Annotated in this window: 19 protein-coding genes; 11 read left to right on the top strand and 8 right to left on the bottom strand. The window is 62.3% G+C overall.

The window, feature by feature from the left end; all coding sequences use genetic code 11:
- Positions 1 to 13: 13 nt before the first annotated feature.
- The 3 genes from G4D77_RS00415 to mmsB are packed head-to-tail and all read left to right on the top strand — an operon-like array spanning position 14 to position 1,914.
- On the top strand, positions 14 to 478 hold the full coding sequence (locus G4D77_RS00415; RefSeq protein WP_034393410.1) for a TfoX/Sxy family protein: 465 nt from the start codon (positions 14 to 16) through the stop codon (positions 476 to 478).
- A 22-nt stretch (positions 479 to 500) separates the two neighbouring features.
- A complete protein-coding gene (locus tag G4D77_RS00420) occupies positions 501 to 980 on the top strand; it encodes a DUF488 domain-containing protein (protein WP_154834352.1) in 480 nt (159 codons plus the stop codon).
- A 37-nt stretch (positions 981 to 1,017) separates the two neighbouring features.
- Entirely contained in the window at positions 1,018 to 1,914 is an 897-nt protein-coding gene (gene mmsB / locus G4D77_RS00425) for a 3-hydroxyisobutyrate dehydrogenase (protein ID WP_047219002.1), read from the top strand.
- Positions 1,915 to 2,176: 262 nt separating this feature from the next.
- Here the strand turns inward: mmsB and G4D77_RS00430 are convergent, their stop codons facing one another.
- On the bottom strand, positions 2,177 to 3,364 hold the full coding sequence (locus tag G4D77_RS00430; protein ID WP_154835021.1) for an IS481 family transposase: 1,188 nt from the start codon (positions 3,362 to 3,364) through the stop codon (positions 2,177 to 2,179).
- Positions 3,365 to 3,671: 307 nt separating this feature from the next.
- On the opposite strand from G4D77_RS00430, the gene trpB reads away from it, so the two are divergent.
- Together trpB and G4D77_RS00440 are read left to right on the top strand one after the other, a co-directional pair.
- The gene (gene trpB / locus G4D77_RS00435; protein WP_154834353.1) at positions 3,672 to 4,883 is read left to right on the top strand and encodes a tryptophan synthase subunit beta; all 1,212 of its coding nucleotides are present in this window, start codon (positions 3,672 to 3,674) and stop codon (positions 4,881 to 4,883) included.
- A 142-nt stretch (positions 4,884 to 5,025) separates the two neighbouring features.
- Entirely contained in the window at positions 5,026 to 5,571 is a 546-nt protein-coding gene (locus G4D77_RS00440) for a PepSY domain-containing protein (protein ID WP_154834354.1), read from the top strand.
- Between the two features lie 109 nt (positions 5,572 to 5,680).
- On the opposite strand, the gene G4D77_RS00445 is transcribed toward G4D77_RS00440, so the two are convergent.
- A complete protein-coding gene (locus tag G4D77_RS00445) occupies positions 5,681 to 6,058 on the bottom strand; it encodes a hypothetical protein (RefSeq protein ID WP_154834355.1) in 378 nt (125 codons plus the stop codon).
- A 296-nt stretch (positions 6,059 to 6,354) separates the two neighbouring features.
- Entirely contained in the window at positions 6,355 to 7,515 is a 1,161-nt protein-coding gene (locus tag G4D77_RS00450; RefSeq protein ID WP_016448150.1) for an IS30 family transposase, read from the bottom strand.
- 135 nt (positions 7,516 to 7,650) lie between these two features.
- On the opposite strand from G4D77_RS00450, the gene G4D77_RS00455 reads away from it, so the two are divergent.
- Positions 7,651 to 8,337: a M15 family metallopeptidase gene (locus G4D77_RS00455; RefSeq protein ID WP_213757839.1), complete on the top strand. Its 687-nt coding sequence runs from the start codon at positions 7,651 to 7,653 to the stop codon at positions 8,335 to 8,337.
- Between the two features lie 45 nt (positions 8,338 to 8,382).
- Positions 8,383 to 9,075 carry a pentapeptide repeat-containing protein gene (locus G4D77_RS00460; RefSeq protein WP_154834357.1) on the top strand — a complete coding sequence of 231 codons (693 nt, stop codon included), beginning with the start codon at positions 8,383 to 8,385 and terminating at the stop codon, positions 9,073 to 9,075.
- Between the two features lie 668 nt (positions 9,076 to 9,743).
- Here G4D77_RS00460 and G4D77_RS00465 read toward each other — a convergent pair.
- Entirely contained in the window at positions 9,744 to 10,088 is a 345-nt protein-coding gene (locus tag G4D77_RS00465) for a hypothetical protein (protein ID WP_154834358.1), read from the bottom strand.
- A 560-nt stretch (positions 10,089 to 10,648) separates the two neighbouring features.
- On the opposite strand from G4D77_RS00465, the gene G4D77_RS00470 reads away from it, so the two are divergent.
- The 3 genes from G4D77_RS00470 to G4D77_RS00480 all read left to right on the top strand — a co-directional run bounded on the left by G4D77_RS00470 (position 10,649) and on the right by G4D77_RS00480 (position 14,625).
- Positions 10,649 to 12,538 (top strand): DUF1800 domain-containing protein, encoded by a 1,890-nt coding sequence (locus G4D77_RS00470; RefSeq protein ID WP_154834359.1) that lies wholly within the window; start codon positions 10,649 to 10,651, stop codon positions 12,536 to 12,538.
- Between the two features lie 55 nt (positions 12,539 to 12,593).
- Positions 12,594 to 14,042, top strand: coding sequence for a DUF1501 domain-containing protein (locus G4D77_RS00475; RefSeq protein WP_126312249.1), 1,449 nt, complete (start codon positions 12,594 to 12,596; stop codon positions 14,040 to 14,042).
- 136 nt (positions 14,043 to 14,178) lie between these two features.
- A complete protein-coding gene (locus G4D77_RS00480; RefSeq protein WP_154834360.1) occupies positions 14,179 to 14,625 on the top strand; it encodes an SEL1-like repeat protein in 447 nt (148 codons plus the stop codon).
- A 149-nt stretch (positions 14,626 to 14,774) separates the two neighbouring features.
- Here G4D77_RS00480 and G4D77_RS00485 read toward each other — a convergent pair whose 3' ends face one another.
- The 4 genes from G4D77_RS00485 to G4D77_RS00500 all read right to left on the bottom strand — a co-directional run bounded on the left by G4D77_RS00485 (position 14,775) and on the right by G4D77_RS00500 (position 20,381).
- Positions 14,775 to 16,538: a DEAD/DEAH box helicase gene (locus tag G4D77_RS00485; protein WP_154836365.1), complete on the bottom strand. Its 1,764-nt coding sequence runs from the start codon at positions 16,536 to 16,538 to the stop codon at positions 14,775 to 14,777.
- A gap of 505 nt (positions 16,539 to 17,043) precedes the next feature.
- Positions 17,044 to 18,624, bottom strand: coding sequence for an esterase-like activity of phytase family protein (locus tag G4D77_RS00490; protein ID WP_154834361.1), 1,581 nt, complete (start codon positions 18,622 to 18,624; stop codon positions 17,044 to 17,046).
- Between the two features lie 122 nt (positions 18,625 to 18,746).
- Positions 18,747 to 19,847, bottom strand: coding sequence for a porin (locus G4D77_RS00495; RefSeq protein ID WP_154836366.1), 1,101 nt, complete (start codon positions 19,845 to 19,847; stop codon positions 18,747 to 18,749).
- Positions 19,848 to 20,120: 273 nt separating this feature from the next.
- Positions 20,121 to 20,381 (bottom strand): hypothetical protein, encoded by a 261-nt coding sequence (locus G4D77_RS00500; RefSeq protein WP_154834362.1) that lies wholly within the window; start codon positions 20,379 to 20,381, stop codon positions 20,121 to 20,123.
- A gap of 62 nt (positions 20,382 to 20,443) precedes the next feature.
- Here G4D77_RS00500 and G4D77_RS00505 point away from each other — a divergent pair, with 62 nt between their 5' ends.
- Positions 20,444 to 22,936 (top strand): hybrid sensor histidine kinase/response regulator, encoded by a 2,493-nt coding sequence (locus tag G4D77_RS00505; protein ID WP_213757840.1) that lies wholly within the window; start codon positions 20,444 to 20,446, stop codon positions 22,934 to 22,936.
- Positions 22,937 to 22,987: the final 51 nt, after the last annotated feature.

The raw sequence follows: 22,987 nt of genomic DNA on the forward strand, positions 1-22,987 counted from the left end.
TCCAGCCCGCGCCATGCCCGCCCGCCCGCTCTCCGACACCACGCTGCACCTCATAGACGCCGTGCGCGAAGCCCTGGCCGGCTGCGACGACGTGCAGGAAAAGCGCATGTTCGGCTGCCATGTCTTCATGGTCAACGGCAAGCTGTGCCTGGGCGTGGAGGACGACGAACTGCTGGTGCGCCTGCCGCCCTCGCAGCACGCCGCCGTGGCCGAGACGCCGGGCCTGCGCCCGCTCTCGTCCAAAGGCCAGATGGACGGCTACTTCTTCATTGGCCCCGCCGCCTACGCCACGCGCCAGCAGTGGCAGCACTGGATTGCCCAGGCCCTGGCCTTCAACCCCCACGCCAAGGCCACGCCCCCGAAAAAGCGCAAGGCCCAGGCCAGCGAACCCGCGCCCGCCGACGCAAAGACACCGCCGGCGCCCCCCGCCCCGGCCGGGCGCCGCACACGCAAGCACCCCATCTTCGGCGACGAATAAGCCCCCTTTGCAGGAGAGCCCCATGCCCATCCGCATCGTCCAGCTAGGCAGCCCCCGCCACACCGATGAAGGCCTGCGCATAGGCACCGTGCGCCGCCCGCCGCGCGGCGTGCCCAAGGCCGAATTCGCCAGCCGCGACTACTACGACGTCTGGTACCCCGAACTCTCGCCCCAGCCCGACACCATGCACACCGCGCTCGAATCGCACCGCCTGCAGGACCACGGCCAGCAGGCCGAGGCCGACAAGCTCTGGCAGCAATTCGTGCGCAAATTCCGCAAGGAAATGGCCGAACCCGCCGCCAGCCGCACCCTGGACCTGCTGGCCGCCCTCTCGCAGCACAGCGCCTTCGCCATCGGCTGCTACTGCGAGCAGGAGGCGCGCTGCCATCGCGGCATCCTGCGCTCCCTGCTCAAGGAACGCGGCGCCGACATTGCGAACGGTGACAAGGACACCGGCGACATGGACCCCGGCGAAAAGTACACCGGCGACACCGGCCACTGAGACACACCACAAGCTTCACAACACAGGAGACAAGCACATGCAGATCGCATTCATCGGACTCGGCAACATGGGCGGCCCCATGGCCATCAACCTGCACAAGGCCGGCCACACGGTCAAGGCCTTCGACCTCTCCAAAGACGCCTGCGCCAAGGTCGCTGCAGAGGGCGTGAGCATTGCCGCCAGCGCCGAAGACGCCGTGCAGGGCGCAGAAGCCGTGGTCTCCATGCTGCCCGCCAGCCAGCATGTGGAAGGCCTCTTTCTCGGCCGTGACGGCGCGGCCGGCCTGCTGCAGCGCATTGCCAAGGGCGCCCTCATCATCGACAGCTCCACCATCGCCGCCGCGACCAGCCAAAAGGTCGCCAAGGCCGCACAGGCCGCAGGCATCGCCTTCATCGACGCACCCGTCTCCGGCGGCACGGGCGGCGCCATTGCTGGCACCCTCACCTTCATGGTCGGCGGCAGCGACGCCGACCTGGAGCGCGCCCGCCCCCTGCTCGAAAAAATGGGCGCCAACATCTTCCACGCCGGCGCCGTGGGCGCGGGCCAGACCGCCAAGATCTGCAACAACATGCTGCTGGGCATCCTCATGATCGGCACCAGCGAAGCCATCGCCCTGGGCGTGGCCAACGGCCTGGACCCCAAGGTCCTCAGCGAAATCATGCGCCGCAGCTCGGGCGGCAACTGGGCCCTGGAAAAATACAACCCCTTCCCCGGCGTCCACGAAAACGCCCCCGCCTCCAAGAACTACGCAGGCGGCTTCGGCACCGACCTCATGCTCAAGGACCTGGGCCTGGCCCAGGAAAACGCCATGGCCGTCAAGGCCTCCACGCCCCTGGGCGGCATGGCCCGCGCCATGTACGCCATGCACTCCATCGCAGGCAACGGCGCCCTGGACTTCTCCAGCGTCATCCGCTCCCTGCAAAAGAACGGCTGACGCCCCCGGCCCCGCCCCATCTCCCCGCCCCCAATCCCGTATGCCCGCGCCTGCGTCGGGCCGTCTGCGGGGTTGCAGTCCTGCCGCAGGACAGGACTGCTTCGTCAACTGACTCGCCGTGATGTTTGAGTGAAGCGCGCAGCGCGCAACGAGTTTCACGGCGAACCCCGCAGGCGGCCCGACGCAGGTTGCCCCGCAGCGCAGCGAAGGGGTCGCGGGCATTCGGGTCTGTACGTGTCAAGGACATGGGTAACAACTCAGCTCACAGACATGGGTAACACTTCAAGCTCACATAGTCCTTCTGAGGTCCTCGCACATCCTCTTCGTTGAAGCAGCCCAGTCGCACCGGCCCCAGATACACATCCCACTGGCCAGCGGCCACCTCCTGCATCCCGATCCACTGCCCCGCCAGCAGGTAGCCTATGTAGACCCGCAGCGCTCGCCAGTAAATCAAGCCGTTGTGGCTGACCCGAACTCGTTCCCAATGCTTCGGGTACTGCAGCTCGGGTAGCTTTGAGGGATATGGCCTGGCCGAGTCGCTGTAGTGCTGGGCCGGCATGCTTTGCTGCAAGGCCTCATGCGGGCGATGCTGGTTGTAGTGCTCCACAAAGGCATCGAGCTGCATCTGCAATGCCGCTTTGTCCGCCGCAGGCTCTTTGCCCAGGGCATGCTTGAGCGTGCGGTGCATCCGCTCGTGGCGACCGTTTTGCTGTGGCTTGCCCCTCTCGATGCGCTCCGGCCTGATGCCCAGCCTTATCCACCATATCGCCAGGCGTGACAGGCCCGCCACGCCAGTAGTGGCGAACGGCGGACCGTTGTCACTGCGTATGCGCTCGGGCAGTCCGTATTGCCGAAACACCTGTTCGAAGCTGCGTTTGGCATCCTCGTAGTTGGGGCTGTCGTAGACATGCACGGCCAGCAAATAGCGGCTGGCGTGGTCCATGATGGTCAATGGATAGCACCAGTGACCATCGGCTGTCTTGAACTGGCCTTTGTAGTCTGCACTCCACACCCCATTGGGCTGCTTGCTCGTTCGCAAGGGCTGGGCCGTAGGCACCGAGCGTCTGCGTACACGCCTGCTGCAAACAAGCCCCTCTGCCTTCAGTACGTTGTAGATGGTGGTTTTGCTGGGTGTCTCCTGTGGGCCCCAACGCTGCAGGAGCAAGGCGTGCAGCTTCTTGGGCCCCATCTGTGACCTTTGCTGCGTGCGCAGCTCAATGATGGCCCGGCGCTGTGCATAGCTGATCGCCTGATTGTTCCCGTGGGGCCTGCGACTGCGTTCTTGCAATCCATCCATGCCCAGTTGGCGGTAACGCTCAACCCACTTGTAGGCCGTCTTGCGGCTGATGCCGTAGCGCCTGCACAGCTCGCTCAGCGGCGCACCACCGCGCAGGTGGTCGGCTATGAAGAGCAGTTTCTCGTCCATGGGTGCGCACTCCTTCCAGGGCATGGTGATCGCTCCTTGGCTGCTGTTGGCTCCAGCTGCCAAGCTTGGATCTGTTACCCATGTCCTTGTACTGATGTGTCACCTATGAGTGTGAGTCGTACCGGTCGTCTTTCTTTGGCCTACGTTTCTTTGACGAATCAAAGAAAGGTAGGTCGGCCGCCGGGCCGAAACCCGGCCTCGAAAAACAACCACCCGGCAGGGTCAAAAACAAGAAACCCCGACCGGGGTTTTCTCTCTTCAGACCCATGGCAGCCCTACGTAAGCTGCCACCGCCAACATCCGCCATTCCACAGAACACCCGCCAGCAACCATGACCCCTACACCCCCCACCTTCTCCCCCATGCCCACCGAGGAAGGCTACTTCGGCCCCTACGGCGGCCAGTTGGTCCCGCCCCACCTCAAGCAGGCCATGGACGACATCAACACCGCCTACGCCGAAATCACCAAACGCCAAGACTTCCAGCAGGAACTGGCCCAACTCTTCGCCGACTACGTGGGCCGCCCCAGCCCCATCTTCCACGCGCGGCGCCTGTCGGAGCAGCTCGGCGGCGCACAGATCCACCTCAAGCGCGAAGACCTTAACCACACCGGCGCCCACAAGATCAACCACTGCCTGGGCGAGGCCCTGCTGGCCAAGTTCATGGGCAAGAAGAAGGTCATCGCAGAAACCGGCGCCGGCCAGCACGGCGTGGCCCTGGCCACGGCCTGCGCGCTGGTGGGCATTCCCTGCGAGATCCACATGGGCCAGGTGGACATCGAGAAGGAACATCCCAACGTCACCAAGATGCGCATCCTGGGCTGCAAGCTCGTGCCCGTCACGCGCGGCGCGGCCACGCTCAAGGAGGCCGTGGACAGCGCCTTCGAGGAATACCTCACCAACCCCACCGACTACATCTACGCCATCGGCTCCGTGGTCGGCCCCCACCCGTTCCCGATGATGGTGCGCGACTTCCAGAGCATCATCGGCCGCGAGGCGCGCGAGCAATTCCAGGCCAAACACGGCAAGCTGCCCGACCACGTGGCCGCCTGCGTGGGCGGCGGCTCCAACGCCATGGGCATCTTCACGGCCTTCCTGGGCGATGCCTCGGTCAAGCTCGTCGGCGTGGAGCCCTCGGGCGAAGGCACGGACAAGCCCGGCCGCCATGCGGCCACGCTCAGCATGGGCAAGCCCGGTGAAATCCACGGCATGAAATGCTACGTGCTGGAAAACGCAGACGGCACGCCGGCTGCCGTTCACAGCATTGCCTCGGGCCTGGACTATCCGGGCGTGGGCCCGCAGCACAGCTACCTCAAGGACCTGGGCCGCGTGCAGTACGAATCCGTCACCGACAAGGAATGCCTGGACGCCTTCATGCAGCTGTCGCGCGTCGAAGGCATCATCCCCGCGCTGGAAAGCGCTCACGCCGTGGCCTGGGCCATGCGCGTGGCGCCCGGCCTGCCCAAGGACCAGCACATCCTCATCAACCTCTCGGGCCGGGGCGACAAAGACGCCGACTACGTGGCCAAGGTGCTGGGCCTCTGAACGCAGAGCTTGCGCTGAATCAAACCGCAGCACGCCGGAGAGGGCAAAGGGCGCCCTCTCCGACAACCGCTCTCCGGGACGGTAGAGACAATGGCCCCGACCGTTGTCTTGTCCAACCCCATTCCCGGAAGGAGCCACACCCATGAAGCCTGCCCCATTCGCACGCACCGCCGCCCTCTCCATCACCCTGGCCCTGACCTGCGCCACCGCCGCCCTGCCCGCCGCCGCCAAATCGGTGGCCGAATGGCAGACCATCACCAGCCAGGCCAAGATCCCGCTGGAGCAGGCCATCACCCGCGCCACCCAGGCCGTACCCGGCAAGGCCATCGAAGCCCAGCTGGACGACGGCGACGGCACGGGCCCGCGCTACGAAATCGAAGTCATCACCCCGGCCGGCGACAGCGTGGAAGTCTGGGTCAACGCCATCACCGGCCAGGCCGCCCAGCACAAGAATGACGGCGCCGCCAAGCGCAAGGACCGCCAGCGCCTGGAAAAGGCCAAGTCCACCATCGAGCAAGCCATCCAGGCCGCCACCCGCCACACACCGGGCACGCCCGTCAGCGCGGAACTGGACTCCCACTGGGGCCAGACCAGTTACCAGGTCGAAGTGCTGCAGACCAACGGCACGCTCATGGAAGTCAAGATCGACGCCGTGGGCGGCGAAGTCATCCGGGCCAAGAAGGACTGACCCACGGCCCCAACCCAGCAGCGCGCTTCAGCATGGGGCGCGCTTTTTTTCGCCCATTTTTTGCCTCGCTCCCGCCATGTCCGCAGGCCATCCGCGCCTGCCGCACTCTTCAGGCCAACGCCACCGACACCCCCTCATCCGCAAACCGCTTCGCAGCCCTGAGCAGATAGCTCACGGCATAAAGAATGGGGTCGTCGGCCTCATCGCCATTGAGATGCTCCACCACCTCGATGGCATAGCCCAGGTTCACCGCAGTGTCGTGCAACAGTCCCACCAGTTCCCTGTCTTCCGGCTCCAGCGACTGCGCCTGGTCGGCCTTCACGTAGTAGATGCGCAGCAGATCGCGGCACACGCAATTGATGGCCGTGACCTTGTGGCGAGCGTGCAGGTCCAGCACATCCAGCGCGGCGCCCATGTGCAGGACGGCGTCTATGGCGAAGTCTTCGAGTTTGGGTGGGGGTGTGGTGGCGGAAGTTGGCTGGGGCATTGGGGTTCCTGTCGAGAGGGTCCCGGTCCCAGAGCCACTGCACGCAGTGGAAGCAAGAGAACCGGACAGCAAAGCTTCCGGCTTTACCAAGTCTCTGTCTGCCACCTGTAGTTGGAACTTTGTAAAGAGTCAGAGAGGACTCTCCACAGAAGGTGATGCGAAGCCAAGCCTTCGGCTTGCCTTCAAGCTGTGCAAGGTGTTGGGGGTTGCGCCGGGGGATGTAGTGGGTGAAGTGGACAAGCGAGTGGAAAAGCGTGAAAGTGGTACCTAGTGAAGGACTGCTGCCGGCGGTGGATTCAACCGGTCAACGCAACACACTCATCAAACATTTCAGCAGGTGTTCTGAACCCCAGCGTCTTCCTGGGACGCTGGTTCAACTGCCTTGCAATCGCATCCAAGCTCTCCTGTGAGTAGCCCGACAGATCCAGGCCTTTGGGAAGGTACTGCCTGAGTAACCCGTTCGTGTTCTCGTTGGTGCCCCGTTGCCATGGATGGTGCGGGTCGCAGAAGTAGACCTGGATGTCGGTCGCCAACGTGAAGCGCTTGTGCCCCGCCATTTCCGAGCCGCGATCCCAGGTCAAGGAGCGGTAGAGCTCATGCGGCAGGCTCCTGGCATGTCTGGCTAGGGCCGCAGCCACGGTGTACGAGTCTTTGTCCACCAGCTTGACCAGCATCACATAGCGCGTGTGTCGCTCCACCAAGGTCGCGATCTGGCTATGAGCATCGCCGAACAGCAAGTCTCCTTCCCAATGCCCTGGCACGGCCCGATCTTCTATACAGGCCGGACGTTCGCTGATGGGGACGGCACCGACGATTCGGCCATGGATACTGGTCTTTTGCGTGTAGTGCCGTGAACGACGCATGCCTCTGGTGCGCCGCAAATGCTCCAGAAGCTCCTTCTTCAAAGCGCCCCGCGTCTGGACAAAGAGCGTGCGATAGATGGCTTCGTGGGACACCTGCATGCTCCTTTGCTCTGGGTAGGTCCGTTTGAGCCAACCGGCGATCTGCTCAGGCGACCATCGATGCTGCAGTTTGCCAGCCACGATCTGCGCCAGGGCTGGATTGCTCGCCAGCTTGCAAGGCTTGGGGCGGTGCGCACGCTCCCAGGCTGCTTCATCGGCGCGCGCAGCCCTGTAGCAACTCTTGCCACCGTTGCGGTGAAGCTCACGGCTGACAGTGGATGCAGCTCGCCCCAAGCGCGCGGCAACGCAGTGGATGGATTCGCCCGCAGCCAATGCCCGCGAGATCTCCTCGCGCTCAGCGAGAGTCAGTGCCAATCGTGATCGATGGCGCGCTGGCGGGCGGATTCCGCCGGTTGCGGCCAGGATGTTCTGAATGGAGGTATGTGGCCGATCGAACAGCTTGCCGATCTGGTGCAGGGTATCGCCCTTGCTCCAGCGATCCCACATCATCGCCTTCTGTGCTTCGGTGTAGTAGATCCGAGGTCGTTGCTTCATGGCCAGCACTCCTTGCGCCAGGTGCAGTCATTGTGTTGCATCGACCGGTTGAATTCACAGCCAGAAGCGGCCGCACACATTACACTGCTTACGGCAAAACAAGAGCAAATGACTCCAAAATAAAATGAAAGACATATGCTAAATGACCTAGAGCTTACTGGCAGATCACGCACTCATGTCACCCAGTTTGATGAACCCCGATTCGCGGCCCAACTAGATGCAGGACAAGCATTTCTTGCAATGCGCAACGACGCCAAAAAATCAGGGATAGATCTACTGCCTTTCAGTTCGTTTAGAGATTTTCGGACTCAACTGAGAATTTGGAACGGGAAATTTTCCGGGAAAAAACCTCTGTATGACATCAATGGTGTTCCTCGTGACAAGGCAAATTTAGATGACGCTCAGGTCATTGACTGCATTCTCAACTGGTCTGCTCTACTTGGAGGAAGCCGCCATCAGTGGGGCACAGAAATCGATGTAGTTGATGGCGCCGCGATGCCTGTAGGCTATGAACCTAAGCTACTTCCGGAAGAGACCGTGAAAGGTGGAGTATTTCACCCACTGCATCTTTGGCTCGATGAAAACATTGCCAAGTACGGATTTTTCCGACCCTACAAATTTTTTAAAGGTGGGATGTATCCTGAGCCTTGGCATCTTAGTTACGCACCGTTGTCAACAAAGGCCCTGAAGCAGGTCTCTCCAGAATTATTAAGGGATGCTGTTATAGATGCGGAAATTTTAGGGAAAACGCTTGTCCTGAAGCGAATCTCTGAAATCTATGAACAGCACATTCTGAATATTGTTTCACCAGATGAGCAGTAACTGGTTGAAGCTGCTGGTGGGGGCACGAAGGACTGCTCAGGTCATTTGGCAGCAGTCGCCAAGGTGCACCTGTTATGTAAGGCCTGCGAGGCATCGCGGAACTCCACGCCAGCTGCTGAACACAGCAAACGAAAATTCATAACACGCTCTAATCAAAATAGTGCTACAGAAGCAAAATCAATGCAAAAGAATAGCTCCCTATTCATTGAACCAAAACCAGGTCATTGTCTTGAGGACGGCATAGTTGATTTTTTTAATAAAATTAACGACAACAGCCTGATTGAAGTAGTTTCAATGAAATTAAAACATGCCAATGTCTCCGATGTTAAATTCCCCGAATTTAATGCATTGGAGTTCATGACATTTGATGTAATGTTTCAAGGGTGTAATTTCGAGAGCTACGATATTGGTGGCTCTTGGATAAAAAATTGCGTTTTCATTGAATGCAACTTCATCAATGCTGGACTGGTAAAGGCAAATATATCTGACAGCGAAATAATTAATTCAAATTTAAATAAATCGAATTTGGCCAACGCGGAGATTTTCAATACCGTATTCAAAAACGTCTACTTTGAAGAGGCCAATTTGCAAGGCACAGTCTTTTTTGATTGTAATTTACGAGGCATCGATTTTAAAAAGACAAAATTAGGCTACACACGGTTTGTGAGGTGTCTATTGGATGAGCATGTAAAATGCTTGCCTGGTGTTGAGCTAGCGACCTACCCCGGTGTTCAATAGTTCTATTCTTTATGTGACGATCTATCAAAAAACCCAGCTTCGTGTATCGGCGATTTTAGCCTGCCTTAATACATACCGACTCACACAAGCTTTAGCCTATTTTAAACCATTGATTTGAAAGTAAATCACATGCTAATACCAGACCTTTTTGCAGATATTGTTCCAGGAGTCTCTGCTGCGGGATTTTTTCCACCAGAGTTCAAATGATTTCGATGAAGTAATCGCCAAAGCCAGCTGTCGGAATAGATCCATACTTCAGCTCGGTCAGGCTGTCGATACTGTAGAGGATAGAATCTTTATTTCAAGGCCCTAGCAACTAGATGACCAAAATCGCACTTGGATGCGGATTCAATAACAAGGTCGAACATCTAAAATGGGGAGCTTGCCAGCAGCGAGCAATAAGCACAGACCGGTGATCATGCGCCTCCTACGCCCTATATCACTCGCTCCATCCACCTCAACTTCCCAGAAAACGACTCCAAAGCCGCGCGAAGTCCCGACATTGCCCCCCCGACGAGCGAGGTGGTCCGTACCAGCCCTTGCCACAACCTAGGGCTTATCCAGTGGCACTGCGCCACAACGACAGCGCTGCTGAGCGGCATCAGCGCCTCTTGGAATCATCCTTCGTTTGCGCGGTAGCCAATCATCCTGACGCATAGAATTTCACTCTAATTCTTGTGTGTGGCTGACGCTGCAATTGGCACCAGAACACGCCAACCCTTTTTGTCGTGCAATGTCGATCTGCAGGCAACTTGAACTCTTTTTCCTAGAACTCCACTGTCTGAAGATGCCCAGTCCGATTCAAGTGGAACAGCGCACTGTTCGACTATTATTTTTGGATTGATTCGAACAGCAGTGAATTGGGTTCTCTTCTGCCTGTTTTCCTTCATCAAGAATTCATCTGCAGATCTCTTTACTTCTTTTAAATCTTGGATTGGTGGTGAATTTTTCTCACCAGCAGACGTGGTACCAGAAATCATGATCGCCACCAACATAAAGAAGATTCTTGTCATTGTCTTTGCACAGTTGATTTACGGTGGTGTCAAATATGAAGTGCAACATCTGAGATCCAGGTAACTTGCACGGATGACTTCACCCTACAAGCACTGGCAACCCAAGAATTGCCTGGCCTTGGCATCCCTGGTGCGTCTGAGCCTGCGTGCAGCGTTCAGGACGCCTTCATGCGAACACCAGGCGACAGATACCGCTCGGCAACGCGGCACTGTGCAGATGCAACGCACTCAGGTGTACGGCCCCAAGACGTCAAGCAGCATTCTTCAGCCTGAAGCAGGAGAAAGCCCTATGACAATCCGCCCGCATGGTTGCACCCGCACAACGCTGCGCATCCCCTCAGAACACCGGCAGGCGAGCGGCCCACATCGGGCTTTGCCCAGGCTCCACAGCGTCAACCCTGCATACAGCCCCCTGCAGCCCCTGCGCCGTATAACGTCTTGACACGCTTTTGGGCTGCAAGGTGGCTGCGCACCTCCGAAATCCTTGGAACACTCTGCGCCACGCGCCGAAGAGCGAGGCAGTTCGTTGCCACGCCCCGGCCTCTGCCTGAAAGCCCACAATGCACCCCACACCACAGGCTGCAGCCTCCACGCTGCAGCCGCCCGACCGCGCGCCCGCGGATTCCTTGCCTGCCTGCGCAGAGCCCGGCCACCTCGGCCACGAACCGAAGAGCTCCCTGATTCCTCCCGCCCTGGCCTCCTCCCTTGCGGCCGCGCTGCTGGTGGCCTGCGGGGGCGGTGGGGGCGATTCAGCCCCCGGCACCGGCACTGGCGGCACGGGCGCCGGCCCTGGTGGCGGAACCGGTACGGGCACCACGGCCACCCCCACCAGCGATGAAGAAGCCGCACGTTTTCTGCTGCAGGCGCAGTTCTCGGCCACCGACGAGGAGATCGCAGCGCTGCGCGCCAAGGGCTACGGCCCCTGGCTGGCCGAGCAGTTCGCGCTGCCCGTGGACACCACGGGCACGGCCTGGCTGATGCAGCGCGGCTACGGCGTGGCAGAGGCCGGCACGCGCTACGACAACGTCTCGTATCCCTCCGACTTCATGCTCTGGAGCCAGCTTTTCACGGAGCGCGACGCCGTGCGCAAGCGTGTGGCATTGGCGCTGTCGGAGATCATGGTGGTCTCCACCACGGGGCTGGAGCAGCCCTGGAGCATCTTCCTGGCCTCCGGCTACTGGGATCTGCTGAACCAGCATGCCTTCGGCAACTTCCGCACGCTGCTGGAGGCCGTCACGCTCAGCCCGGCCATGGGCATCTACCTGAGCACGCGCGGCAACCAGAAGGAAGACGCCCGCAGCGGCCGCCAGCCCGACGAGAACTACGCCCGCGAGGTGATGCAGCTGTTCACCATCGGCCTCTACCGCCTCAACCCCGACGGCACCGAGCAGCGCGACGGCAACGGCAATCGCATCGATACCTATTCGGCAGCCGATGTGAGCAACCTCGCGCGCGTCTTCACCGGCTACGACTACGACACCAGCAAGAACCAGCCCACCAACCTGAGCGGCAGCACGGTGACGGGGCTGCAGCAGGCGCTGCTGCCCATGGCCTTCAACGCCGCGCGCCATTCCACTCTGGCCGCCACTTTCCTGGGCACCACCGTGGCTGCGGGCACGTCGGGGCCAGCGGCGCTGAAGGCAGCGCTGGACACGCTGTTCAACCACCCCAACGTGGGGCCCTTCATCGGGCGCCAGCTGATCCAGCGCCTGGTCACCAGCAACCCCAGCCCCGCCTATGTGGGGCGCGTGGCCGCCGCCTTCGCCGACAACGGCAGCGGCACGCGGGGCGACCTGCGCGCCGTGATTGCCACAGTGCTGCTGGACCCGGAGGCGCGCGGCGCGGCAGGGCTTGCCAGCCCCCAGTACGGCCGCCTGCGCGAGCCCATGGTGCGCTTCGTGCAGTGGGGCCGCACCTTCGGGCTGCGGTCGGCACGCGGCACCTGGAAGATCGACAACCTGAGCGACCCGGCCACCCGCCTGGGCCAGAGCCCGCTGCGCTCGGGCTCGGTGTTCAACTTCTTCCGCCCGGGCTACGTGCCGCCCTCCACGCCCCTGGCCACGACGGGCCAGGTGGCGCCGGAGTTCCAGATCGTCACCGAGACCAGCGTGAGCGGCTACCTGAACTTCATGCAGAACGTGATCCGCTTCGGCTACTACGTGAACGCGCCAGACCTGCCCCAGGGCGGCAGCAGCGCAGCCAACGGCTTCGATATCACCTGCAGCTACGCCAACCTGCTGCCCCTGGTGGCCGACGCCGCCGCGCTGGTGCGCAAGGTGGCGCTGCTGCTGTCGGCAGGGCAGGTATCGGCCGCCACGCAGGCGCGCATCGTGGCAGCGCTCAATGCCACGCCGGTGACGGCCACCAGCAACACCGCCACCCAGCTCAACCGCGTGGCAGCCGCCGTGCTGCTGGTGATGGCCAGCCCCGAATATCTGGTGCAGAAGTGACCGAACAAGCGACCGAACAAGTGACCGAACGTCTGCAAAGCAAAGCGACATCTCCATGAATTTCATCGACCCCGCCCGCCACACGCGCCGCGCATTCCTGCGCCGCAGCACGCAACTGGCCGCCGCCGGTACCGCCCTGCCCTTCGCCCTGAATCTTGCCGCGCTGGGCGAGGCCGCCGCCTTCGAGGCAAGCGACTACAAGGCGCTGGTCTGCGTCTTCCTCTATGGCGGCTGCGACTACGCCAACACCGTCGTGCCCTACGACAGCACCCGCTACGGGCAGTACTCCGCCATCCGCGGCGGCAACAGCGATGGCACGGCCGGTGGCATTGCCCTGGCCCGCGCCGCGCTGGGCAATACGCTGCTGCAGCCCCGCACGGCGCTGGCCGGTGGCATGCAGTACGCGCTGCACCCATCCATGACGGGCCTGGCCGGCCTCTTCAACGCGGGCCGCGCTGCGGTGCAACTGAACGTCGGCCCGCTGCTGGTGCCGCTCACGCGGGCCCAATATGCCACCGGCGACCGGCGCAGCTACCCGCTGCCGCCCAAGCTTTTCTCGCACAACGACCAGCAGTCGGTGTGGCAGTCGCAGGGCGCAGAAGGCTCCACCCTGGGCTGGGGCGGCAACCTGGGCGACCTGGCGCTGTCGTCCAACGCCACGTCGCTCTTCACCTGTATCTCGGCCACGGGCAACGCCGTGTTTCTCTCGGGCGACCAGGCGCTGCAGTACCAGATCAGCCCGGGCGGCGCCGTGCCCATCAACGCCGTCAAGGGCACCAGCGTCTATGGATCGACCGCCGTGCGCGGCCTGTTGAGCGAGCTGGTGCAGACGGCCGGCAGCCACGCGATGGAGGCCGAGTACGCCCGCGTCACGCAGCGCTCCATCAGTGCCGAGGGGCAGATCTCTTCAGCCCTCTCCAGCGCCAGCCTGTCCACCGCCTTCCCTGCCAACAACCCGCTGGCCGACCAGCTCAAGGTGGTGGCCCGGCTCATCGCCGGACGCAACGCGCTGGGCACGCGCCGGCAGGTGTTCTTCGTCTCGCTGGGCGGGTTCGACCTGCACGACAACCTGATCGCCAACCAGCCGCAGCTGCTCGACAAGGTGAGCAGCGCCATGACGGCCTTCTACAACGCCACGGCCGAACTCGGCGTGGCCGACAAGGTCACGGCCTTCACCGCGTCGGACTTCGGCCGCACGCTGACGTCCAACGGCGACGGCTCGGACCATGGCTGGGGCGGCCACCACTTCGTGGTGGGCGGTGCGGTGCGTGGCGCGTCCTTCTATGGCGCGCCGCCGCCCATCAGCGTGGGAAACGGCAGCGGCAGCGAAGACCAGTGGCATGTCGGCCAGGGGCGCCTGTTGCCCAGCACTGCCGTGGACCAGTACGCCGCCACCCTGGCGCGCTGGTTCGGCGTGGCGAATACCGAGCTGGCGGGGGTGCTGCCGCACATCGGCAACTTCGGCGGCTCGGCGTATCCCATCGATCTGGGGTTCATGGGCTGAAGCCGTGCGCGCCGGGCCTGCACGGCCGATTCGAGTCAGCCTCTGGGTGGCCCTGAGGGCGCCTTTGACAATTCCGAATTTTCAGGGACCGGGATTGCGAAGACGATGGGGCCACTCAGTTCAAGTGGAGACAAAAATGCGATTCGAATTCCGCCCAATTGCCACACCAATTGCCACGCTGGCCCGGCATGCACGGCACGGCTTGTTCATCGCAGCGGCCCTGTCCGGCGCGCTGGCGCAGGCGGCACCGCTGCCGTTGGACATGGCCACGACTTCCGAGCAGCGGTTTCAACTGGCCCTGGAGGCGCAGACTGCGGGTGACTACGCCTCCATGCTCGCGTTGCTGCGCCAGGCGGCCCGGGATGGCGAGCCACAAGCCCAGGAAACACTGGCATGGATTCTTCTGGCAGGCCCAACCCTGTATGGCACCGCGGTGAAAGCGGATCGCTGCGAAGCAGTGCACTGGCTGCGGCAAGCCGTGGCAAAAGGGAATCAAACGGCCAAAAGCCAGTTGGATTTCCTGAACCGCCTGCGCAATGCGCCGAGTGGCAAGATGGCGTGCACATTCGAGTGGGAAGGGTGATAGGCACAACATCCTTTTCGGATCGCAGCGCCATCTTCAAGAATGCGCTGCGGGTGCAACGCTACTGGGACCACGCCTGGAGCCCTGACCACCGCACCACGGACTTGTGCCCGTCCTCGCCCTGCCCTCAACCCGCATTCACCCCGCCCTCACCCAGCATTCACCAGCGCCTTCGCAAACGCCCCTTCACCCGCCACAGTCAATACCAGTTTTTGTGTCGCCCGCGTCGCAGCCACATAGAACAGTTTGGCCTCGTCCGCCGCATCTTCGCCTTCGCGCGGCATCTGCCCCACTCCTGCAACGGCCACGACTGGGAACTCCAATCCCTTGCTGGCGTGCATTGTCATCACTTTGATGGTGTCGGCCAGTGGATCGAAGTCACCTGACCGATGACGCACGCGATGCGGAAGTTTTCGGCGGCCAAGTGCCATGGCGCACTGGTTCATGGAGTCGTGATCGCGGCACAGGATGGCCATGTCACCCCAGGCGTGGCCTTCCTGATGCGCCGCAGCCAGCAGCTCGGCGATCTTGGCGGGTTCATCCCGCAAGCTCGGCAGGCGCACGATCAGCGGCTCCTGCCCTTCGCGGCCGCAGCTGATGGGCTGCACCAGCGGCACACCGTCCTCATCCTGGGCATTGGGTTGCAGGAACTCGGCGGCGACGCGGTTGGCGATTTGCAGAATCTGCCTGGTGTTGCGGTAGTTGATCTTGAGAATGGTCGTGCGCCCCGAGGCCTGGATTCCCACGCTCTTGAAGCTGAAGCCACGCGCCTTGCTCTTGCCATAGATGTTCTGGGCGCTGTCGTACAGGATCAACAGGCTGTTGGTCTCGGGGTCCACCATCTGGGTGACGAGCTTGAGCCATTCAGGCTGAAAGTCGTGCCCCTCGTCGACCATCACGGCCTGGTATTGCCCGGACGGAATCTGTTGCCGATCCACGCCGCGAATCACAAACTCCACCATCTGATCAAACATGCCTGGGCCCTGAGCGGGTAGCGTCTGGCCATAGGCCACCAACTGCTGGCGGCACCACTTGTGGAAGTTGCGGGCATGCACCCGGTCGGCCAGGCCCTTGGCCGCAAACCAGGCATTGAGCTTCACGGCCAAGGGCTCGTTGTAGCAGAGCACGAGGATGGGCTTGGTCGAAGCGGTCTTGGCCAGGTGTTCCGCACGATAGCCAAGAATCATGGTCTTGCCTGAGCCGGCAACTCCGTGGATCACGCGATGCCCATCGCCCAGGCTGCGCGCGAGTTGCTCCTGCTGCAAGTCCATGACGCGCATGATGTCCGGCAGCTCGTCCGCGTCTTCCGGCAGAAGGCTGCCTTGCACCGGAACACGCACCTGCGGGAACATGATCCACCGCGTGCGCTCAAGCTGCGGCACCGACATGGCTTTGCCGAAAGCGTGGGGGAACATGTTCCACAGGCGCTGCTGAAAAGCCTCCGCATCAACGGATTCCAGCATCTCATCCTTGCAGATGACCAGATGCGCATCAATCGTCTGGTCCAGTGCAGACTCTTCAAACTGCTTGCGCGTGATGTTGGTGAACACCACGCCGCTGCCCCAGGGAAATGCCAGCTTTCCCTGATGAGGGCCTTCGCCGTGAATGAGTTGCTGATCCCGCTCCAGTGCATTGACCACTTGAATGGCGCAGTGTCGCGCCTGAGCTGCCGGATTGATGACGACCTTGGGCCTTCCATCCACGATGAGCGTCCAGGCCTGTTTGGTCGCCTCTTGAACCGTCTCGAGCCGCCAATCCTTGGTCTCAAGAATCAAAATGCCCCTGCGTGGATGAATGACGACAAAGTCAGGATGCGTCTGCTTGGGGCCGATGGGCACGTCATACCAGAGCATGTAATCGTCTTCGAGCTTTTGCTCCAACCGCTCGGCCAGGCGTCGCTCGCCAGGCGTCATGCGCCCAACGCACGCCCCCATCGCAGGAATCAGTACCGCCACTTTCTTCTCCTCCACAGAGCGGCTGAGGATACCGCACGCACTATCTCTTCAGGAATTCGATGACTGGCCAATCCCAAGCCATCGAAAATCCGGAATTGAATTCTGGACGGCTCTCTGTTGAATTTCCTCGACTCACGCGGAAACCAGCATGGAATTTGAAGGCGCTTCTGAAATGGCCAAGCAGATGGGGATTTGATTGTGGAAGTGATCGGCTCGGACGTATGCCTGCCATCTACGCACTCGACGACTACCGCTTTGGGCAATGCCGTAAGACTGCTGGAGGTCGAAAGGTCCCGCCATTGCGGCAACCCCGCACTTTCGCCGCAACGGCGGCGCTGCTCCGTGCAGATGCCATAGGAGGCGACATCAGCGTTGCGGGCCGTCGCAGCGCCTTCGCGCTGGACGAACCGCCCTGGATCGCAGTGGCCCCGTTGTCTTGCCTATGCCATGCAGTCGCAGTCGTTCAGGGAGCGCCGTATTCGCTCAGTTTCTTGCTGAACTTAAAGGTCCACAGTCGCTGCGTGCGGTCGTTGACGTCATTGGTGGTGAAGCGAAGGCTCGCCGCGCCCTTGGCGCATTGGCCGTCCTTCACGATCTTGCCTTCGGCGTCCACCATGCATTTGGTGACGTTCGAGCCTTCGATTTCCTTGCCCCTGGCGTCCAGCACGGCCAGCGAAACACCGAAGTCGGTGTCGTTGGTCAGCGCCAGCGTGTAGTCATCGACCAGCGCCAGGCCTTCGGCCTTCTCGGCCACCCAGCCGGTGGCGTTCAGGTTGAAGAGCCGGGTCTTCTTGAGCGTCACGACCTTGGAATAGTCCGAGCCATTGACCGGCTTGCCGGTCAGGCTGCTCTTTTCCAGGTCGGAGCCCAGCGCGGTGATATCGGTGGCGTTGGCCGGAAACTCGATCAGAACCAGGTCGTTGAAGACTTTCTTGTCCTTGCCCGTGCCTTGCTCGATGGCGATGAATTTCCCCTTGCCCAGTGAGACCACATCACCCAGCTTGGCATTGCCGGTCTTGCCTTGGTTGTACCAGCGGCTGTCCACGGGCAAGGCAAACAGGCGGGTTTTCTCGGTGGTCGGGTCAAATTCCACCCAGCGCACAAAGCGAGCGTAGTCGCGCACGTTCTCCGACTTGCCTGTGGCGTCGGCAACGGCAGCGGTGGTGTAGTCGGCCTTGCCGTCGTCCAGGGGGCTTTGCAGGAAACCGTGCAGCTTGCCGCTGGCCACATCAATGCTCAGCCCCTCCATGCCACGGTTGGCGCGACGCTTGGCGAGAATGGCCGGCAGATCGGCCGCGCCGGTGCCGGGCCCGTATTTCTTCTGGATGATGCCGGTCGCCGGGTCGATCTTCACGATGAAGGGTCCGTATTCGTCGGACACCCACAGCGCATTGCGTGCGGCATCCACCACCACGGATTCTGTGTCCAGGCCGAATTCGCTGTAGCCCTTGGCCTTGCCGGGATAGGTGAAGGAGTCGTCCAGGACTTGCTCGCCCGTGTTGCCTGTGATGCCCCGTGGCTGCACGCGGCCGTTGGCGTTCTGTGTGGCGCTGAATCTGAGCGGCAGGGTGGAGACGAGCCTGGCTCCGTCCTTTCCGAGGGCGATCACGCCGATGGACGGAGTGAAGTTGGGCGAAGGAAACACCGTGGAACCGGCAAAGCCCGCGGGATTGGAGCCGTCGGTGATCTGCGTGACCGGGCCGGTGGTCGCGTTCGGGCCGCGATCGGTGATGGCGTAGAACTCCAGCGTGCCGTCGGCACGCCTGCCCTTCAAGGCCAGGCCCGAACCGTAGGCTGGCAGAAAGCCCTTGGGAAAATCGGCCTTGGTGGCGGGGTGTTGGCCTTCGTAGGGGAAATAGAACCTGTCGTCGAACTGGACTTCCTGGCGCGTGACGGTGGCGCGGATGCTGCCGACGCCGGTGGTCTGCGCCACCGTCTCGGAGCCAGCGACCTGGAGCGGGCGGGTGTCGGCGCAGGCGCTCAGCAAGGCAGCCGCGGCGGCGATCACTGCCACCAGGCAGGGAGAAGAATTGGGGGGTCGCATAGCGAGTAGGTCTTGAGAAGAAGAGGCAAGCCTGATAGGTAGATAGGCAGATCGGCAGGCCCTGCGTGGCAAGGGCCTGCCCAAGCTTGAAGGCTTCGTTTCTGGAAAAGGCGCTGCGCCGCTCAGAACGAGTGGCTGATGCCCAGATCCACACCGGTCGAGCCGGCGTTGGCCACACCCGCAGGGCCGCCAATCAGGCCGACGCTGGCGCCGTTCTTGTTGTTCACACGCGCCAGACCTGCGTACAGAGAGGTGCGCTTGGAGAAGTCGTAGACATATCCGATCGAATACTTGTCGGCCTTGCCGCCGCTGCGCGTGAGGGCAGAGGCGTTGCCGCTGAACTTGGCGCTGGCGTACTTGACGCGCAAGCTGCCTGGCCCCATGGGGATGGTCGCGCCCAGGTAGAAGCCGTCCACCTTCCCGGAGGTTGCGCCGTTGACGGGCTCCCACTTCAGGCTGTTGTATCCGCCATTGAGCAGGAAACTGCCGAAGTTGTACGAGGCGCCCAGCACCAGGTCTTCCAGATCGCTGGTTGCGGCGATGGCGCTGGGTGAAGCCACGGCTGCGGTGCCGTCGATCCGGCCGTAGCCGATACCCACGTTCAGCGGGCCAGAGCGATAGCCCAGGTTGCCGCCTATGTACCTGCGGGCCTTGCTTGCGCCAGAGCCGGAGGCGTTCTCGTCGCCAAAGGAAACCGAGAACTGGCCATAGATACCGCCCAGGTCGCTCGGCAGGAAGTAGCCCACGGCGTTGCTGATGCGCGTGCGGTCGACCACGCCGCTTTGGCTGGCGGCGTTATAGGCAGTCTGGCGGATCGTCTGGAACAGATTGGCCTGCACACCGGTGGTGGTGTCGGGGCCCGCGAAAGCGGTGAAGATGTTGTAGCTGGGGGTGTAGTCGCGACCCAGCCGGATTTCACCCCAGGAATTGTTGCTCAGCCCGATCGTGGAGCGGCGCTCGAAGCCAAGGGAGCCGCTGCTGCCGCCAGAGCCGACATCGGGGTTGAGGCCGCCTTCAAGCCAGAGCTGAGCTCGGTTGCCGCCGCCGAGGTCCTCCGTGCCGCGCAAGCCAAGCAAGCTGGTCTTGCCTTGGCTGGAGTTCAGTGCATTGAGCCTGTTGCTGCCGGACTTGGCAACGGTGACACCGACGTCCACCACACCAAAAATGGTGACGGAAGATTGTGCCAGGGCCAAGCTGGAAGAAGAGGCGAAGAATGTGCCCATCGCGAGTCCCAGAATACGCGAGCACGTTTTTTGATTTTTCATTGGCGAGATACGAACTGAACTTATTAATGAGAATGACGGTGGCCTCCTGCCACCGCTGCGGGAACTCTAGGCAACACATAAGTATTCTTCGTGACAGCTGTGCCGTGTGACATGAAAGTCACAGCAGCGGCGGTGCCTGCGGCACGTTTCCTGCAGGGAAGCCCTCTCGCCGCCACCCTTCAGCCATGGCCTGCACGACGGGGCAGATCATTCATTGCCGATTTGTTTGATTCATATTCGAGAAATTGGCGGAAATATGCATCCTTTTGCCATTTTCCCAATAAGGTTCTCGACTTCCATATTTTCAATGGCACATTTCGAGCGTTCGTCGACCGATTCATCGGTCATTGGGGACCCAAATTCAGACCATTGCACGGCCAGTTCAACCCCATAGTCCCTGGGAGGGCGAAGTCCCACAAGAATTGCCGCACCGAGGACTGCAGCCTCAACATCGGTCGCACCAGCAGTCACAGCTATGATCCCCAGCAGCATCGCCGTCCCCGCCAGCGGCGAGCTGTCCCCTCTCCTCCACCCAACGCCCCGCCCCATCCCCCATGATCCAAGAGTCCGAAGAGATTGCCCTGCTTCGCGAGGAAAACGCCAGGCTGCGGGCGCAGCTGGCGATTGCCACGGCGGGCCATGCCAGCGCCGTACAGGGCGCGGGCGCCAGCGATCAGGACCCTTTCGATGCGCAGGTCGCGGACCAGAAGACGCTGTTCTCGGATTTCATCGAGCATCTGCCGATAGGCCTGTGCCTGGTGGGCAAGGGTGGCAAGGTGCTGATGTCCAACCCGGCCTACCGCCATTTCCTGCCGGACACCCCCATCCCTTCGCTGCTGTCGGCCGAGGAAGACCGCGGGCGCTGGCGCAGTTGGGACAAGGACGGCAAGCCCGTTCCCCGCGACCAGTTTGTGGCCGCCCGCGCGTTCCGCGGTGAGCTGGTGGTGCCGGGCGTTGACTGTGTCTATGACACGCCCCAGGGGCTCGAGGTATGGACGCGCGTGTTCGGGGTGCCGCTGCGCAATGCGGACAAGGAAGTCGTGGCCACGGCCATCGCCATTTTGGACATCGATGCGGAACGACGCGCGCTGGACATGTTGCGCCAGAGCGAGGAGCGGCTGGATGCACTGGTGCGCTCCTCCTCGGAAGTGCGCTACTCCATCAGTGCGGACTGGAGCGAGCTGCACCAGCTGGCAGGCGGCGGGTTCATCCCCGACACGCAGGCGTCCAACACGAACTGGCTAGAAGACTACATCCCCCCGGAGGACCGCGACCTGGTGCGCGCGGAGATCGCGCGGGCCATCCGCACGAAGACCGACTATGTGATCGAGCACCGGGTGAACCGGGTCGATGGCAGCGTGGGCTGGGCGTTCTCGCGCGCCGTGCCGCTGTTCGATGCCGCAGGCGCCATCACCGGCTGGCTGGGAGCGGCCTCCGACATCACCGAGCGCAAGCAGGCCCAGGCCGCGCTGGAGCGCTTGAATGCCACGCTGGAGGAACAGGTGGCAGAGCGCACGGCCGACCGCAACGCGCTGTGGCAGCTGTCTTCCGACATCATGATGCGCTGCACGTTCGAGGGCATCATCACTGCGGTCAACCCGGCCTGGACCGAGGTATTGGGCTGGCGTGAAGACGAGCTGCTGGGCACCACGCTTTTTCATCTCATCCATCCGGAAGATCTGGCGCGCACCATCCAGGACACGCAGGAGCTGGCCACAGGCATGGCGCATGCCCGGTTTGACAACCGGTATCGCCATCGGGACGGGAGCTACCGCTGGATCTCCTGGTCCACCCGTTCGGCGGCAGGCCGCATCAATGCGGTGGGCCGCGACATCACCTCCGAAATGGCCAAGGCCGAAGCGCTGGCCAAGGTGCAGGAGCAACTGCGCCAGTCGCAGAAGATGGAGGCGGTGGGCCAGTTGACGGGTGGCCTTGCGCACGACTTCAACAACCTGCTGGCGGCCGTCATGGGCAATCTGGAACTGCTGCAGCGGATGCTGGCGCGCGGCCAGGTGGACAACCTCACGCGCTTCATCCATGGAGCGCAGGGGGCGGTGCGGCGCGCCGCCACGCTCACGCAGCGGCTGCTTGCGTTCTCGCGCCGGCAGATCCTGGACTCCAAGCCCACCGATATGGCCGCGCTCCTTGCCGATTGGGAGGACCTGCTGCGCAGGACCGTGGGCGCCAGCGTGGACATCGACATCGTGCCGGCTGCCCATCTGTGGCATGCGCAAATCGATGGAACGCAGCTGGAGAACGCCATCCTGAACCTGTGCATCAACGCCCGCGATGCCATGCCCGAAGGCGGCCGGCTGACCATCAGGACAGCCAATATCGAGCTTGAAGAGGCGGCAGCCCGGGAGTGGGATCTTCCGCCGGGCGGCTATGTGTCGCTATGCGTCACCGATACGGGCACCGGCATGTCGGAGCAGACCATTGCACGCGCCTTCGAGCCGTTCTACACCACCAAGCCGGTGGGCCATGGAACAGGGTTGGGGCTGTCGATGATCTACGGCTTTGCGCGGCAATCGGGAGGAGCGGTCAGGATCTTCTCCCGGCCGGGCCAGGGCACCACGGTCTGCCTGTATCTGCCCAGATGCGACGCCGCGCCCGTTGCAGAACGCGCGGTCGATGCGGCACGGCAGGTGGTGGTTCCTGCCCAAAGGACCTTGCTGGTCGTGGATGACGAAGCCCCGATCCGCCATCTCATCGACGAGGCGCTTGTCGACCTGGGCTACACGGTGCTTGCCGTGGCCGATGCAGCCGCCGCGCTGCAGGTACTGCGTGCCGGAACCCGGGTGGACATGCTGATCACGGACATGAGGCTGCGCGGCGGAATGAACGGCAAGCAGCTAGCCGACGAGGCACGCCTGGCCCGTTCCGACCTGCCGGTGCTCTTCATCACCGGGTTCACCGAGGCATCGCCCCTCAGCCAGGAAAACCTGCACCCCGGGACGCAGCTTCTGACCAAGCCGTTCACATTGGAGGCGCTGGCGCTCAAGGTGGCGGAGATTCTGGGCAGTACCGACGCTGTGCCATTGGACTGAGTTGCGCGGCTGGCGCTGGAGCTGGCGCAATGGGGGCCTGTAGATTCCGGG

Origin of the sequence: Delftia sp. WY8 (assembly GCF_018437695.1) — a bacterium.
Taxonomy (GTDB): domain Bacteria; phylum Pseudomonadota; class Gammaproteobacteria; order Burkholderiales; family Burkholderiaceae_C; genus Comamonas; species Comamonas tsuruhatensis.